This window comes from Phenylobacterium sp. (assembly GCF_036501465.1).
In the GTDB taxonomy this organism is placed as follows: domain Bacteria; phylum Pseudomonadota; class Alphaproteobacteria; order Caulobacterales; family Caulobacteraceae; genus Phenylobacterium.
The window spans coordinates 47,541-61,237 of record NZ_DASYAF010000066.1 but is presented as its reverse complement, the minus strand read 5'-3'; the positions used below and the strand labels follow the sequence as shown (position 1 = coordinate 61,237).

General features: G+C 69.5%; 14 protein-coding genes. 5 read left to right on the top strand and 9 right to left on the bottom strand.

Translation table 11 applies throughout. From position 1 onward, the window contains the following. Positions 1-171 precede the first annotated feature (171 nt). Entirely contained in the window at positions 172-732 is a 561-nt protein-coding gene (locus VGL85_RS07030; RefSeq protein ID WP_331587442.1) for a hypothetical protein, read from the bottom strand. A gap of 166 nt (positions 733-898) precedes the next feature. Next, on the bottom strand, positions 899-1,684 hold the full coding sequence (locus VGL85_RS07025) for a hypothetical protein (RefSeq protein ID WP_331587440.1): 786 nt from the start codon (positions 1,682-1,684) through the stop codon (positions 899-901). 47 nt (positions 1,685-1,731) lie between these two features. Between VGL85_RS07025 and VGL85_RS07020 the strand changes: the two genes are divergently transcribed. The 3 genes from VGL85_RS07020 (at position 1,732) to VGL85_RS07010 (ending at position 4,680) form a co-directional block, all read left to right on the top strand. Then, positions 1,732-2,589 carry an AraC family transcriptional regulator gene (locus VGL85_RS07020; RefSeq protein WP_331587438.1) on the top strand — a complete coding sequence of 286 codons (858 nt, stop codon included), beginning with the start codon at positions 1,732-1,734 and terminating at the stop codon, positions 2,587-2,589. Between the two features lie 134 nt (positions 2,590-2,723). After that, positions 2,724-3,773 carry a permease gene (locus VGL85_RS07015; protein ID WP_331587436.1) on the top strand — a complete coding sequence of 350 codons (1,050 nt, stop codon included), beginning with the start codon at positions 2,724-2,726 and terminating at the stop codon, positions 3,771-3,773. Positions 3,774-3,873: 100 nt separating this feature from the next. Then, on the top strand, positions 3,874-4,680 hold the full coding sequence (locus VGL85_RS07010; RefSeq protein ID WP_331587434.1) for a glucose 1-dehydrogenase: 807 nt from the start codon (positions 3,874-3,876) through the stop codon (positions 4,678-4,680). A 9-nt stretch (positions 4,681-4,689) separates the two neighbouring features. Here the strand turns inward: VGL85_RS07010 and VGL85_RS07005 are convergent, their stop codons facing one another. The 6 genes from VGL85_RS07005 to VGL85_RS06980 form a co-directional block, all read right to left on the bottom strand. After that, positions 4,690-5,238: a gluconokinase gene (locus VGL85_RS07005; protein WP_331587432.1), complete on the bottom strand. Its 549-nt coding sequence runs from the start codon at positions 5,236-5,238 to the stop codon at positions 4,690-4,692. Beyond that, a complete protein-coding gene (locus VGL85_RS07000; RefSeq protein ID WP_331587430.1) occupies positions 5,235-7,430 on the bottom strand; it encodes a glycogen debranching N-terminal domain-containing protein in 2,196 nt (731 codons plus the stop codon). The genes VGL85_RS07005 and VGL85_RS07000 overlap by 4 nt, the downstream gene beginning before the upstream one ends. Before the next feature lie 128 nt (positions 7,431-7,558). Further along, positions 7,559-8,275: an FkbM family methyltransferase gene (locus VGL85_RS06995; protein WP_331587428.1), complete on the bottom strand. Its 717-nt coding sequence runs from the start codon at positions 8,273-8,275 to the stop codon at positions 7,559-7,561. 119 nt (positions 8,276-8,394) lie between these two features. Continuing rightward, positions 8,395-9,162, bottom strand: a complete 768-nt coding sequence (gene ubiG, locus VGL85_RS06990; RefSeq protein ID WP_331587426.1) for a bifunctional 2-polyprenyl-6-hydroxyphenol methylase/3-demethylubiquinol 3-O-methyltransferase UbiG — start codon at positions 9,160-9,162, stop codon at positions 8,395-8,397. 4 nt (positions 9,163-9,166) lie between these two features. Continuing rightward, complete coding sequence (locus VGL85_RS06985; RefSeq protein ID WP_331587423.1) at positions 9,167-9,547, bottom strand: type II toxin-antitoxin system VapC family toxin; 381 nt, start codon at positions 9,545-9,547, stop codon at positions 9,167-9,169. Next, the gene (locus VGL85_RS06980; RefSeq protein WP_331587421.1) at positions 9,540-10,037 is read right to left on the bottom strand and encodes an AbrB/MazE/SpoVT family DNA-binding domain-containing protein; all 498 of its coding nucleotides are present in this window, start codon (positions 10,035-10,037) and stop codon (positions 9,540-9,542) included. The genes VGL85_RS06985 and VGL85_RS06980 overlap by 8 nt, the downstream gene beginning before the upstream one ends. A 123-nt stretch (positions 10,038-10,160) precedes the next feature. Here VGL85_RS06980 and VGL85_RS06975 point away from each other — a divergent pair, with 123 nt between their 5' ends. Next, on the top strand, positions 10,161-11,411 hold the full coding sequence (locus VGL85_RS06975; RefSeq protein WP_331587419.1) for an aspartate kinase: 1,251 nt from the start codon (positions 10,161-10,163) through the stop codon (positions 11,409-11,411). A 125-nt stretch (positions 11,412-11,536) separates the two neighbouring features. Here VGL85_RS06975 and VGL85_RS06970 read toward each other — a convergent pair whose 3' ends face one another. After that, positions 11,537-12,940 (bottom strand): MFS transporter, encoded by a 1,404-nt coding sequence (locus tag VGL85_RS06970; RefSeq protein WP_331587417.1) that lies wholly within the window; start codon positions 12,938-12,940, stop codon positions 11,537-11,539. Between the two features lie 70 nt (positions 12,941-13,010). On the opposite strand from VGL85_RS06970, the gene VGL85_RS06965 reads away from it, so the two are divergent. Next, entirely contained in the window at positions 13,011-13,640 is a 630-nt protein-coding gene (locus tag VGL85_RS06965; RefSeq protein ID WP_331587415.1) for a hypothetical protein, read from the top strand. Positions 13,641-13,697 lie beyond the last annotated feature (57 nt).

The following is a 13,697-nucleotide window of genomic DNA, read 5'->3' as shown; positions in this document are numbered from 1 at the left end:
CGGCGCGGATGGGCCATACCCATTACCGCCCTCCCCGCGGACGCGGGGACGGGGGCTTATGGGAACCACGGAAGACAGGGACCAAACGGATGCTTTCCGTGAATTCCGCATGGTCCGTGGTTTGAACGAAAAACACCTGGGTCCCCGCTTCCGCGGGGAAGGCGGTTGGCGCTAGGCCGAACTCATCCGATCGGGGGCCGCATCGGCCGGGGCCGCGTCGGGGTCTTCATCGTCCGGCGCTTCGGGCAGGTCGCGCCAGCGTTCGGCGCCGTCCAGCGACAGGTCGAGCTCCAGGCAGATCCGCGCCACATGGTCGTCGAGGGCCTCGAAGCAGAAACGGCCGTCCAGCACCGCCTCGGCCAGCAGCGCGTCCAGGGTATCGGTGAGGTCGGCCGCGTGATCGGGGCTTTCCGCCTCGTCCCAGATGACCCGGGTCACGGCCTGGCGCAGGTCGCGCAGGCGCCGCGCCCTGGCGACCGGTCCGCGCGGCGGCGGGGCCTGGGACGAGGCCGCTTCCCGCGCCGCGGCCTCGCGGTCGCGCTTCAGCTTGGCCTTCAGCGCCAGGGTCTGGCGCAGCGAGCGGGCGATCCGCTGATAGGTGCGGCCCAGCTCGGCGATCTCGCCCGCCGCCTCGGCCGCCATCAGCCGCCCATGCACGCGCTCCGCCGCCGCCAGGTCGAACTCGGCCAGGCGGGCCAGCATCTCCTCATCGCGGTCGGCGGTCTCGGGCATCCGCGGCAGGGAAACACGCCGGTGCGTCAGAAGCGGACGTGGGGATGGGTTTTAGCGCGTTGGCGACGCGGCGAAGGTCCGTTTTGGCCCACAGAGCTGGTACACAGGGCTCCGCTGGGACTATGTCCGCAGCATTTTTCCGCCCCTCCGAACGGTAGGCACAACGCTATTTGTAGGTTGCGTTGACCTTTACGAAGTCGAATTTCTCCGAGAAATTGACCGTCAGCCCGCCAAAAGCGGGCGCGATCAGCGAGTTCTGGTCGATGGCGTCGCCAAGGGATGCTTGAAACTTGTCCAGCCCCTCGGCGTTCGGGATCACGAAGCTGAAATGTATCTGACGCGGTGAGTCGCTGGTGTGAACCACCCGGTCGATCTCATATTCCACGATGATGCCGTCGGAGAGCATCTTCTCGAACACCGGAACGTAAAAGCTGCTGAGCGCCCGGACCGCATCGCTAGCGTCCGGCACGTCGGGCCTGAGCTCCGCGGTCCCTGAGTACCCGTATGCGCCCTTCCACGAGCCGGGTTTCCAATTGTAGAAGCTGGTGACGTAGATCTGGTCCCAGTGCCTGGTCGCGTCCGCGAGCGGGGGCGAGTTTGAGTCGCCGTCAATATGGACGGTCTGGGTCATCTTAAACAGGCTCGCGAACGACTTGGCCTGGAACCAGCGGGCGTGAGTGAAGCCTCCGGCCGAATGTACCTGCTCTTCATCGTCGCCGTAGCCGAGAACGGTCCCGTCGGCGAGCGCCGCTGTGAGGATCCGCTCCCCCGCAATGGCGCCGTCCTTGCCGAGCTCAGGCCGATGGCCCTGTGGAAACGCCCAGTACGATACGTACCTGTAGAGCGGAGGCCTTGCCTTGGCCGCGACGGTCTCGGCGCCGGCAGGCGCCCCAGTCGTTCCCAGCGCCGCGAGGCACGCGACGCCGACAATTACCCTGCATGCTGATCTCATCTATGGCCTCGCGTTGTTGACAGGCTTGGACTGCCGCATGCACCACTATGGCCAAATACTCGGCCAATGATCTTGAAGGGTTGTGCAACTTGGTCGACCTGCGTCACACGGTTGATCGACTGATTCCCGGCCGGGGAAGCGAAGGCATAGAACGGCTGGAATTGGCCTTGAAAAGGCGGTCGTTCAGTCTGCACCGACACGACACCTATGCAATCGGTCTTACGCTCGCTGGTGTACAGACGTTCCGCTATCGCGGCCTGCGTCGATATTCTTTACCTGGACGCTGCCACATACTGCATCCTGATGAGGTGCATGACGGCGCCCCCGGCAGTGAAGCCGGCTTCCGGTACCGGATTCTCTATCTCGATCCAGCGTTGGTCCAGGAGGCTTTGGGGGGCAAATCCCTGCCGTTCGTTTCCGAACCCATCGTGGCCTTTTCTGCGCGCCGCCTAACTCGCTTCCGGCGGCTATGGGACCTTGACGACGAGATAGACGAACTCGGCAGAATAGATGTTGTTGATCTTGCCCTCGAGGCTTTGATGGCCGCATGCAGCCGTCCCATCGAACCAGCGGTCCTATCTATGGAAGGGCTGAACCGCGCTCGCGTCATGATCGCTGCCGATCCCGCCAAATGCCACCGTCTGGATGCGCTCGAAAGGGTCTCGCAGCTGGATCGTTGGAGCTTGGCGCGCCAATTCCGGGCCGCCTTTGGCACGAGCCCCAGCCGCTATCGCACCATGCGCCAGCTGGATATCGTCCGTCGCCTAATACTCGACGGCATTCCGCTTGTGGAAGCTTCGCTCCAAGCCGGGTTCGCCGACCAGAGCCACATGTCCCGCCAATTCAAGAAAGCCTTCGGGCTAGCGCCAGGCTACTGGGCTACGACAATGATGCGCGCGCGGTAAGGGAATGAGCGTCCACGTTCCGCGCTGGGGCCAACGTCCGCTCCCCGCGCAAAGCCAACCTTCACCCACTCCCGCCCCTTTCACCCCACCGCCCACCTTGATCCCGCCGTCTCGCCGCTCCAAAACCCATGGCGATGACTGAAGCCAGAACCCTGCCCGCGGCGCCGCGCCTGTTGCTGTTCTTCGCCCTGGCGGCGGCGGGCCTGCTGTACGTGAAGTGGCTGCCCTATTGGGACAAGGCGTTCGTGGCGGCCTCGACCCATTCGATCGGCGGCTCGATCCTGATGGGCAAGGCGGCCCAGGCGCCGGCGGCGTCGTGGGACGCGGCGTGGGGCTATGCCCTGGCCTACGGCAAGGCGATCTGGAAGGCGATGGTGCTGGGCCTGCTGCTGGGCTCCGGCGTGCAGGCGCTGCTGCCGGCCGACTGGGTGGCGCGGCTGTTGGGCCGGGCGCGGTTCGGCAGCGCCCTGGCCGGCGGCCTGCTGGCCCTGCCGGGGATGATGTGCACCTGCTGCGCGGCGCCGGTGGTGGTGGGCCTGCGCCGCCAGCAGGCCTCGGCCGGCGGGGCGATGGCCTTCTGGCTGGGCAATTCGGTGCTGAACCCGGCGACCCTGGTGTTCATCGGCTTCGTGCTGGGCTGGAAGTGGACGGCGCTGCGACTGGTGCTGGGCGTGGCCATGGTGTTCGGCCTGGGCTGGCTCGCCAACCGCCTGACCTCGCCCGGCGAGGCGCAAGAGGCCGAGGCCGCGGCCGCGGCCCTGGCGGGCGCGCCGCAGGCCGCGCCCCTGCGCCGCTGGCTGACGATCCTGGGGCGCATGAGCCTGCGGCTGATCCCGGAATATGTGGTGCTGGTGCTGCTGCTGGGCGCGGGGCGGGCCTGGCTGTTCCCGACCATCGGGCCCGCCATCGGCGACCACATCCAGTGGATCGTGGCCTTCGCCCTGGCCGGCGCCCTGTTCGTGATCCCCACCGCGGGCGAGGTGCCGATCATCCAGGCGATGCTGTCGCTGGGGATCGGCGCGGGGCCGGCCGGCGCGCTGCTGATGACCCTGCCGCCGATCAGCCTGCCGTCGATGGCCATGCTGTCGCGCTCGTTCCCGCCGCGCATCCTGGCCGCGGTGGCGGCCGGCGTGGTGGCGTTCGGCCTGCTGGCCGGCCTTTCGGCGCTCGCCCTGGGCTTCTGAGGGCCGTCCGGCGCCCTTCGGGGCGAGTTGCGCGTTGCATCGGCGAGCTTGCCGCCGATCCCCGAAACCCCTCGAGGACGCCAGCCCCGAGGACGCCCGCATGACCCAGCCTCCACTCGCCAACCAACGCGTGCTGATCACCGGCGCGAGCTCCGGCATCGGGGCCGGCATGGCGGCGGGCTTCGCCGCGGCCGGCGCGGCCGTGGTGGTCAATCACTTCGGCCAGCCCGACGCCGCCGAAGCCATCGTGCGCCAGATCGCCGACCAGGGCGGTCGCGCCGTCGCCGCGGCGGGCGACGTCTCCAAGCCGGCCGACGTCGCGGGCCTGTTCGACATCGCCGCCGAGGCGTTCGGCGGCGTCGACATCCTGGCGGCGAACGCCGGCATCCAGAAGGACGCGGCCTTCACCGAGATGAGCCTGGAGGAGTGGCGCGCGGCGCTGGAGGTGGACCTGACCGGCGCCTTCCTCTGCGCGCAGGAGGCGGTGCGCCGGTTCCGCCGCCAGGGGATCGACCCGGGCCGGTCGAAGGCGCTGGGCAAGGTGCTGTTCACCAGCTCGGTCCACCAGGTGATCCCCTGGGCCGGCCACGCCAACTACGCCGCGGCCAAGGGCGGGGTGAAGATGCTGATGGAGAGCATGGCCCAGGAGCTGGCGCCCGAGAAGATCCGGGTCAACGCCATCGCGCCCGGGGCCATCCGGACCCCGATCAACCGGGCGGCCTGGGGCACGCCGGCGGCGAAGCAGGACCTGATGCGGCTGATCCCCTATGGGCGGATCGGGGAGCCTGAGGATATCGCCGCGGCCGCCGTCTGGCTGGCCTCCGACGCGGCCGACTATGTGGTGGGGACGACGCTGTTCGTGGACGGTGGCATGAGCCTCTATCCCAGCTTCGCCCACGGCGGCTAAAGGGGGCGGTCAGGCGGCGTCCTCGCGGCGGCGCGCCAGGGCGCCCACGATATCGTCGACCTGGCCTTCGACCGGCTGGTCGACGTCGACGACGATGGGGTGTTCCGACGGACCGGGCTCCTCCAGCGCGGCAAACTGGCTGTCCAGCAGGCTGGGCGGCATGAAGTGGCCGCGGCGCTTGGCGACCCGCTGGGCGATCAGCGGCTCGCTGCCCTTCAGATAGACCACGACCACGTCGGCGCGGCCCCGGACGATGGCCTCGCGATAGGCCCGCTTCAGCGCCGAGCAGGTGATGACCCCCGAGCGCCCGGCGGCGAGCTGATCGCCGATCCAGGCCTCGACCTTGGCCAGCCAGGGCGCGCGGTCGGCGTCGTCGAGTGGCTTTCCGGACTTCATCTTCTCGATGTTGGCCGCCGGGTGGAAATCGTCGCCTTCCTGGAACGTCCAGCCGATCCGCCTGGCCAGCGCCTCGCCGACGGTGGTCTTGCCGGTTCCCGAGACCCCCATCATCACCAGGATGGTCGGCGGCCCCGGCAGCAGATGCGGAGCGGCCGTCATGCCGGCGGCGAGGCGGCGGCGCCGGCCGCCGCCGCATCCTGCCCGCTGTAGGTGGCGATGTCGCGCTGGGCGACCGCGCGCCGGTCGCCGCGCAGCACCTCCCAGGTGGACTTGCCGTCGCCCTGGCGGATGAACCGGATGTCGAAGCTGCGCCGGCCGACCTGCAGGTTCTTCAGGTCCACGTCCGCCATCCATTCCGGCAGCGCCGGGTCCAGGTAGAGCTTGCCGGCCGGCGCGTCGGGCTGGAAGCCGAGGATGGCCTGCAGCAGCCAGAAGCACGAGCCCGCCGCCCAGGCCTGGGGCACGTTGGCGCCGAGGTACTGCACCGGGAAGTTGGTCGGCTCGCGCTGCAGGCCGGCATAGAGCTCGGGCATCCGGTGCTGCTCGAAATAGCTGGCGGCGCGGCTGATATCGCGCGCGATCCGCGCGGTCTCCTCGGCGAAGCCGTAACGGCGGAAGCCCAGCGCGATCAGCCCGTTGTCGTGCGGCCAGACCGAGCCGTTCTGGTAGGAGTGCGGATTGAAGGCGGGATGCTTGGCCGACAGGGTGCGGATGCCCCAGCCGCTCCACATGTCGTCGGCCATCAGCCGCTTGACGACCCGGGCGGCCCGCTCGCGCGGCACGATGCCCGACCACAGGCAATGGCCAGGGTTGGAGGCCACGCTCAGCACCGGCTTCTTGTCGCCGTCGAGGCAGAAGGCGTAGAAGCCGCTTTCCTCGTCCCAGAACGCCTCGTTGAAGCGGGCGAACAGGTTGGCGGCCTTGGTCCGCAGGCCGGTCGCGCGCTGGGGCTTGCCGAGCGCGTCGTAGATCTCGGCCATCCGCCGCCAGGCGTCGTAGACATAGCCCTGCAGCTCGCAGAGCGCCTTGGGCCCCTTGACCAGCGCGCCGTCGGGATAGACCAGCGCCTCGCCGGAATCCTTCCAGCCCTGGTTCTCGTACCCGGCGGGCGAGCGCGTCTGGTATTCCTGGAACCCGTCGCCGTCGCGATCGCCGTACTTGTCGATCCACTCCAGGCACCGCTCGGCGGTGGCCATGTGCCGGTCCAGCAGGCCCGCATCGCCCGTGGAGCGCCAGGCGTTGTGCAGCACGATCAGGTAGAGGGGCGTGGCGTCCGCGGTGCCGTAGTAGGGCGTGTGCGGGATCATCTTGAAGTGGGCGAGCTCGCCGATGCGCAGCTCGTGCATGATCTTGCCGGGCTCGGCGTCGCGGTAGTCGTCGCGCGTCTTCGCCTGCAGGCGGCCCAGCACCTCCAGCGAGCCGCGCGGGAAGTCCGGGTAGATCATGGCGTTCTGCAGCGAGACGATCAGGCTGTCGCGGCCGAACAGGCCCACGAACCAGGGGATGCCGGCGGCCGGCACGAACTCCAGGTGGTCGGTGCCCTCCAGCGGCAGCCGCAACGCGCCCATGTCCTCGCGCGACTGATGATAGAAGCGGTAGAATTCCTGGTTGCTGGTGTTCAGCGACAGGCCCTTGGTCTCCCAGTCGTCCAGCCGCTTGGCGGACTTTGCGTGCAGGCAGTCGGCGATGCACTCCCGCGGCGCGGCCTTCTTGGTCTTGCCGTTCGAGAAGGCGTAGAGCAGGCAGGCGTGCCAGGTGGCGCCGGGCGCGAGCTTGACGTCGAAGCTCAGGCGGCCGTTGGCGTAGACCACCGGCGAGTCCGCGTTGCGCACCTGCACCGTCAGGCGGCGGTGGAAATCCTGGTTCGCGTAGCTGGTGATCAGGGTCTCGCGGGCCTTCGACCAGGTGGTGTTCACGTGACCGCGGCGCACGATGGCGCTCGACTTGACCTCGAAGAGATCGGCGAAGTCGCTGCGGATGGCGATCTCCAGGTTGAACTGGGCCGTCGACTGGCTGTGGTTCACCAGGTCGAGATCCTCGTGCATGCCGCCCTCCAGCGACCGGCCGACCGTCAGCCCCAGCGCGCCCGCGGCGACCTCGCCGGACTCGGTCATCAGCTTGCGGTTGGCCAGGAAGATGCGGGCCGCGAAGAAGGCGATGTTCCCGGAATTCAGCAGGTCCCACGGCTCGCCGTCGGCATAGATCCGCCAGCTCGAGATCAGCCGGGTGTCGGAATAGTAGACGCCCTTGTCGGTCGGCCAGTTGATCTGGCCGTCCTGGTCGGTGACGGCGAAGCTCGAACCCTGGTTGAGCACCAGCTTCTGCGGTCCGACCGCAATTTCGAGAGCCATGTGAGCCTGATTGCACGTCGTGGGTGGAACGAGCTTAGCGGTCAGCGCCGCCGGAGGTTCCGGACGCACATCGATCGGGGCGGGAACATCCGCCCTGGCTCCGGGGCGGGCAGCCCCGGCCTGGGTCCCTAGGCCGCCATCCGCGCCTTGAACACGCCGTCGGGCAGGCGGCCGGCGCGGGCGGGGTGGATGAAGAAATAGTCCTTCCACGGCCGGTCGCGGGCGACCTCGAAACATTCCTCCAGCCGGTCGCCGTTCAGCGCGAACATGCGGTAGCCGCGGCCGCGGAAGAGGTCGATCACCTGCTCGGCGGTGCCGCCGAAACGGGCCTCCAGCATCTGGGGATGGATCTCGATCAGCACGTGCGGGCGGTCGCGGTCGAGGATGCGCGCGGCGCCCCTCAGCGCCATCAGCTCGGCGCCTTCGATGTCCATGCGGATGAAGTCGACCTTGGCCACACCATGCTCGGCGCAGAAGTCGTCGAGGGTGACCACCGGGGTCGGCTCCAGCTCCATGCCGGTGTCCTGCAGGTCCGGCCGCGCCTTGCCCTGCGGCGCCTCGTCGGCCACGAAGGCGTAGGCCCGGCCCATCCGTCCGGTGATCTTGCGCGGGGTGACCAGCAGCATCTCGCCCGGCTTGTCGCCCACCGCCGCGCGCACCGGCGTCACCCGGTCGGCGATGCCGTGCCAGGCCAGCGTCAGCTTCAGCACCGCGATCGAGAAGGCGGCGGGCTCGAAGGCATAGATCTTCGCCTTGGGCGCCACCTGGGTCATCACATAGGCGTGGCGCCCGTCGCTGGCGCCCACGTGCAGGCAGAGCGGCGCGCCCGCGAGCAGATCGGCCATATAGGGCGTTTCCGGCTCATGCTTGCGCCAGCGCAGGTTGCGCCGCCAAGCCCGGAAGGCGTGCCCCAACACGCGTAACGAAGGCATGAACTATCCTAGCCCGAGCCGTGTGACCGTTCCTAGGCCGTCGTGTCGCGGGCGACGGTCATCATGTAGTTCACCTCGGCGTCGTGGCTCTGGCTCCAGCGGCCGGTGACCGGATCGAAGACCACGCCGAAGGGGCCGTCCACAACCAGCGGTTCTTCAGCCAGGAAACCGCGCAACTCCTCGGGCTTCAGGAACTTCGACCAGTCGTGGGTGCCGGCCGGCAGCCAGCGCAGGATGTATTCGGCCCCGACCTTGGCCAGGGCGAAGGCCTTCAGGGTGCGGTTCAAGGTGGCCAGGATCATCAGCCCACCCGGCGTATCGGAGGGGGGTTTCAGCATGGCCGCGCAGTCGCGCAGGAACTGGCCCGGATCGGCCACGTGCTCGATCACCTCCATGTTGAGGATCACGTCGAACCGCTCGCCGGCCGCCAGCAGGGCCTCGGCGGTCGAGGCGCGATAGTCGATGGCCAGCCCCTGCTCCGCCGCGTGCGCGCCGGCCGTGCCGATGTTGCGTTCGGAGGCGTCGACGCCGGTGACGGCGAACCCCAGCCGGCTCATGGGCTCGGAGAGCAGGCCGCCGCCACAGCCGATGTCGAGCAGCGAAAGCCCCTCGAACGGCCGCCGGGCGCGTTCGTCGCGGCCGAAGCGGTGCAGCGCCTGGTCGCGGATGAAGGCGAGCCGCGTGGGGTTGAACTTGTGCAGCGGGGCGAACTTGCCCTTGGGGTCCCACCACTCCGCCGCGATCTTCGAGAACCGCTCGACCTCGGCGGGATCGATGGAGGACTTGGCGGCGGCGCTCATGACCTCAACGTATCAGCACGACTTCCACGCCCAGGTCCAGTTCCGCCCACGCGCGATCGGCGGTGAGGACGGGTGCGGCCAGCCGTTCGGCCAGGGCCAGGCAGGCCCGGTCTCCTAGGGACAGGCCGTGAGCCCTGGTGACGCGCCGCATGAGGCCGGCCCGCACCGCGGTGGCGCGATCGAAGTCGACGACCTCGAAGGGGAAGGCGGCCAGGACGGCGCCGACCTGGGCGTCGGTCCACCGATCGGCAAGGCGCTGCGCCACCTCGGCCAGGTTGACCGTCGAGAGCCGACCGCCGTCGAGTTGCGCCGCAACGCCGGCGGCGCCGGGCTCCTCGAGGATGAGGGCCAGCACCGCCGAAGCGTCCAGCACCACATCAGTCATCCCGGGCGGCTTCCGCGCGGCGTTCGGCGATAAGTTCGGCCACCAGGTCCCGGCCCGGATCGAGGCCGAACTGCCTCACCATGGCGCGGACCCGATCCCAGGCGGCGGAATTGCTGAACAGCTTGACGCCATCGGCCTGCATCTCGGCGATGACCACCGATCCCGGCCTGGCCTGCAGGGCGTTCAGCAGGTCCGGCGGCAGGCGCAGGGAGCCGTCCGCCTCCACATTCAGGCGCGTGGTCCCGACGAACTCGCGCCCCGCCTCCTGCAGTCCGTCGATGGGCGGCGCGGATGCCGCCCGGTCTTCGTCCCGGCCGCCGCGCGGGGGATGAAGCCGGTCCGCCTCCAGGACGTTGCGAACATGCTGATAGCGCTTGCCCAGCACTCGGGCGATGTCGGCGCGCGGGTATCCGGCGGCGTCCAGGGCCCTGATCTTGTCGGAGACCGTCATGTTCGAACCGACGACCTGCGCGAGGCGGGAGCTGTCCATGCCAAGTTCCTGTTAGATAGGTAGTTAGATAGTTCTCGCGCTATCCGCCGTCAAGCGAGGTTGTGCCGCTAGGGCCCCGTCGCTAGAACGGCGCGCTCTTGATGCAGGGGGTCCTGGCGCTTCGTGTCCCGGCTGGTGATGAAATTCGGCGGCACTTCGGTGGCCGACCTGGAGCGCATCCGCCGGGTGGCCCGGCTGGTGAACGCCGAGGTCGAGGCGGGGCATCGCGTGGCCGTGGTGGTCTCGGCCATGGCCGGCAAGACCAACGAGCTGGTGGCCTGGACCGACGGCTCGGGCGCGGCGGCGCAGGGCCTGCCGCTTTCCGACGACGAATACGACGTGGTGGTGGCTTCCGGCGAGCAGGTCACCGCGGGCCTGCTGGCCATGACGCTGCGCAATATGGGCGTCCCGGCGCGGTCGTGGCTGGGCTGGCAGATCCCGATCATCGCCGACGACGCCCACGGCCGCGCGCGCATCGACGACATCGAGCCCGACAAGCTGATCGCCGCCATGGACAAGGGCGAGGTGGCGGTGGTCGCCGGCTTCCAGGGCGTGACCCGCGACGGGCGCATCGCCACGCTCGGTCGCGGCGGCTCCGATACCAGCGCGGTCGCCATCGCCGCGGCGATCAAGGCCGAGCGCTGCGACATCTACACCGACGTGGACGGGGTCTACACCACCGACCCGCGCATCGAATCCAAGGCCAGGAAGCTCGGCAAGATCTCCTACGAGGAGATGCTGGAGATGGCCTCGCTGGGCGCCAAGGTGCTGCAGACCCGCAGCGTCGAACTGGCCATGGCCCAGAACGTGCCCGTGCGGGTGCTGAGCAGTTTCGTTGAGCCGGGCGAAGCCCCCGGCCAGGGCACCATCGTGTGCGACGAGGAGGAGATCGTGGAAAAGCGCATCGTCAGCGGGGTCGCCTACAGTCGCGACGAGGCCAAGATCACCCTCCTGGGCCTGCCCGACCATCCGGGCGTCTCCTCGCAGCTGTTCGGCGCCCTTTCGGACGCCAACGTCAACGTCGACATGATCGTCCAGAGCCATGCCCGCAGCGAGGGCGCGGCCAACATGGAGTTCACGGTCGGCAAGCGCGACGCAGCCCGCGCCGTGGAGATCGTGCGGTCCGCCCAGACCTCCATCGGCTTCGAGGACGTGGCGGTGAACGAGGACGTGGCCAAGGTCTCGGTGATCGGGGTCGGCATGCGCAGCCACACCGGCGTCGCCAAGACCATGTTCCAGGCGCTGGCGGAGAAGGGCGTGAACATCCAGGTGATCTCCACCTCGGAGATCAAGATCAGCGTGCTGATCGACGCGGCCTACACCGAGCTCGCCGTGCGCGCCCTGCACGCGGCCTACGGCCTGGACCAGCTATAATTCCGCTCATCCCGGCGAAAGCCGGGATCCATGCTGCGCCCGGGATCTCAGCAGGGCCGGCGATCCATTCCGGATTCCATTTGGATCCCGGCTTTCGCCGGGACGACCGGAGTATGGATCGGCGGTCAGGCTCTTTGGGCCGAGCCGGTCATCCGGAACGCCGCCCAGGCGCCGGCCACGGCCAGCGGGATCACCGCGGCGAACACCCAGAAGGACGAGGCGCGCGCCGTCGCGTCGGTGAGGCCGCCCGAGAACCCCACCAGGTTGGCCGCCACCCCGCTGATCGCCGAGCCGGCCGCCGCCCCGGTCTGGCGCACCGCGGTGATCGCCGAGGAGCCGATCGCCCGGTCCTCGTCCGACAGCGCCAGCATCAGCCGCCTGCTCAGGAACGACCAGGAAAAGCCGAAGGCCGCGCCCATCAGCGCGCCGCCCGCCAGCACCCAGGCGAACGGCCCGTCGGCCATGGTCCAGGCCAGCACCACCAGGCTCGCCAGTAGCAGGATCACGCCGATGCGGATCCAGCGGCCGTCCCAGCGCCCGGTGACATTGGCCACCAGCATGGCCGCCAGCGTCCAGGCCGCCGACTCCGAGCCGATGGCGTAGCCGGCCCACAGCGGGGTGAAGTGGCGCAGCTGCTGCAGGATCGGCGGGGCGTAGATCGCAAAGCCCATGGTGGCGGCGGTGAGCGCGAACATGGCGAAATAGCCCGAGCCGCAGACGGTGGAGAGGTCGCCGGCCCGATGCGGCAGCAGGCGCACGGCCAGCCTGCCGTCCAGCCAGACCACCACGCCCAGGATCACCAGGCCCAGGCTCACCAGCCCGATGGAGAGACCAGCGCTGGTCAAGACGTCGGCCACGGCGATCGCGCCGACGCCCAGGCCCAGCACGCCGAGCTGGGTCCAGGGGACGCCCGGGCCGCCGCCGGCCCTGGACGCGCCGGCCAGCAGGAAGGGCGCGGCGGCGGCGAACAGCGCCGCCTGGCCCGCGAACAGCCAGAACACCTCGCGCCAGCTGCCGGCCTCAAGCACCGCGCCGCCGAACAGCGGCCCCAGCACCGTGGCGATCCCCCAGACGAAGGTCACCGCGGCGAACACCCGGGCCAGGTGCCGCTCGGGGAACAGCAGGGCGATGGCCACCATGGCGAAGCCGCTGATCCAACCGGAGCCCAGGCCCTGGATCAGGCGGCCGGCCAGGAACACGCCGACGTCGGGGGCGAGCGCGCTCATCACGCAGCCGCCCGCCATGATCAGGCCAGCGATCGCCGTGGCGCCCCGCAGGCCGAAAATCTCCGAGACGCGGCCCGAGCTCGCGCCCGCCAGGATCGCGCCCACCAGGTAGCCGGCCGTCGCCCAGCTGAAATAGCCGTAGCCGCCCAGCTGGGCGCCGACGCTGGGCATGATGGTGGCGGTGACCAGGCTGTCGGCGGCGTTCAGCCAGACGCCCAGCATGATGAGCGCGAAGCGCGGCAGCCGGCCGTCGGCCAGCAGGTCCGCCCAGCGGTTCTGTCCGTCCTTTCCGGCTTCAGACATTTCGACAAGTTTCCTATTGTCGAATCTGGCTAGACGCTCGCACCGAATATTGCAATGCTTGACTTGTCGAATGCGAAGCCCGACCGACCAGATCCTGCTGAACCTCAAGATGCGCGGGCCGCAGGAAACCCTCGCCGTCGCCCAACGCCTGGGCGTCAGCCGCCAGGCCGCCCTGCAGACCCTGGAGCGGCTGGCCGCCGACGGCCTGGTGGAGCACGCCACCGAGCGCCGCGGCGTCGGCCGCCCGCGCCGGCTGTGGTCGTTGGGCGCGAAGGCTGAGGGCCGCTTCCCCGACACCCACGCCCAGCTCACCCTGGAGATGCTGGAGGCGGTGCGCGCCGAGTTCGGGGAGGACGGCGTCGAGCGCCTGATCGCCCGGCGCGAACAGGCCCAGGCGGCGGCCTACGCCCAGGCGCTCGCCCCGGCCCAGACCTTCGAGGCCCGGCTCGCCCGCCTCACCGCCCTGCGCGCCGCCGAGGGCTACATGGCCAAGTGGTCGCGTCAGGAGGACGGCTCCTACCTGCTGGTCGAGAACCATTGCCCGATATGCGCCGCGGCCGCCGCCTGCCAGGGCTTCTGCCGCGCCGAACTGGCCCTCTTCCGTTCGGCGCTGGGCGACGGCGTCACGGTCGAACGCACCGACCACATCCTGGCCGGCGCGCGCCGCTGCGCCTATCGGATCGGCGCGATGCGGACCTGAACGGACTCCGGCCCGGATCAACGGACATCGAACCCCTGGTCCGACGGCCGTTCCGTC

Bases quoted from the DNA above. Each gene is read 5' to 3' on its own strand.
- VGL85_RS07030 (WP_331587442.1), bottom strand. From the start codon at position 732: ATGCCCGAGACCGCCGACCGCGATGAGGAGATGCTGGCCCGCCTGGCC.
- VGL85_RS07025 (WP_331587440.1), bottom strand. From the start codon at position 1,684: ATGAGATCAGCATGCAGGGTAATTGTCGGCGTCGCGTGCCTCGCGGCG.
- VGL85_RS07020 (WP_331587438.1), top strand. From the start codon at position 1,732: ATGGCCAAATACTCGGCCAATGATCTTGAAGGGTTGTGCAACTTGGTC.
- VGL85_RS07015 (WP_331587436.1), top strand. From the start codon at position 2,724: ATGACTGAAGCCAGAACCCTGCCCGCGGCGCCGCGCCTGTTGCTGTTC.
- VGL85_RS07010 (WP_331587434.1), top strand. From the start codon at position 3,874: ATGACCCAGCCTCCACTCGCCAACCAACGCGTGCTGATCACCGGCGCG.
- VGL85_RS07005 (WP_331587432.1), bottom strand. From the start codon at position 5,238: ATGACGGCCGCTCCGCATCTGCTGCCGGGGCCGCCGACCATCCTGGTG.
- VGL85_RS07000 (WP_331587430.1), bottom strand. From the start codon at position 7,430: ATGGCTCTCGAAATTGCGGTCGGACCGCAGAAGCTGGTGCTCAACCAG.
- VGL85_RS06995 (WP_331587428.1), bottom strand. From the start codon at position 8,275: ATGGCCGATCTGCTCGCGGGCGCGCCGCTCTGCCTGCACGTGGGCGCC.
- ubiG (WP_331587426.1), bottom strand. From the start codon at position 9,162: ATGAGCGCCGCCGCCAAGTCCTCCATCGATCCCGCCGAGGTCGAGCGG.
- VGL85_RS06985 (WP_331587423.1), bottom strand. From the start codon at position 9,547: ATGACTGATGTGGTGCTGGACGCTTCGGCGGTGCTGGCCCTCATCCTC.
- VGL85_RS06980 (WP_331587421.1), bottom strand. From the start codon at position 10,037: ATGGACAGCTCCCGCCTCGCGCAGGTCGTCGGTTCGAACATGACGGTC.
- VGL85_RS06970 (WP_331587417.1), bottom strand. From the start codon at position 12,940: ATGTCTGAAGCCGGAAAGGACGGACAGAACCGCTGGGCGGACCTGCTG.
- VGL85_RS06965 (WP_331587415.1), top strand. From the start codon at position 13,011: ATGCGAAGCCCGACCGACCAGATCCTGCTGAACCTCAAGATGCGCGGG.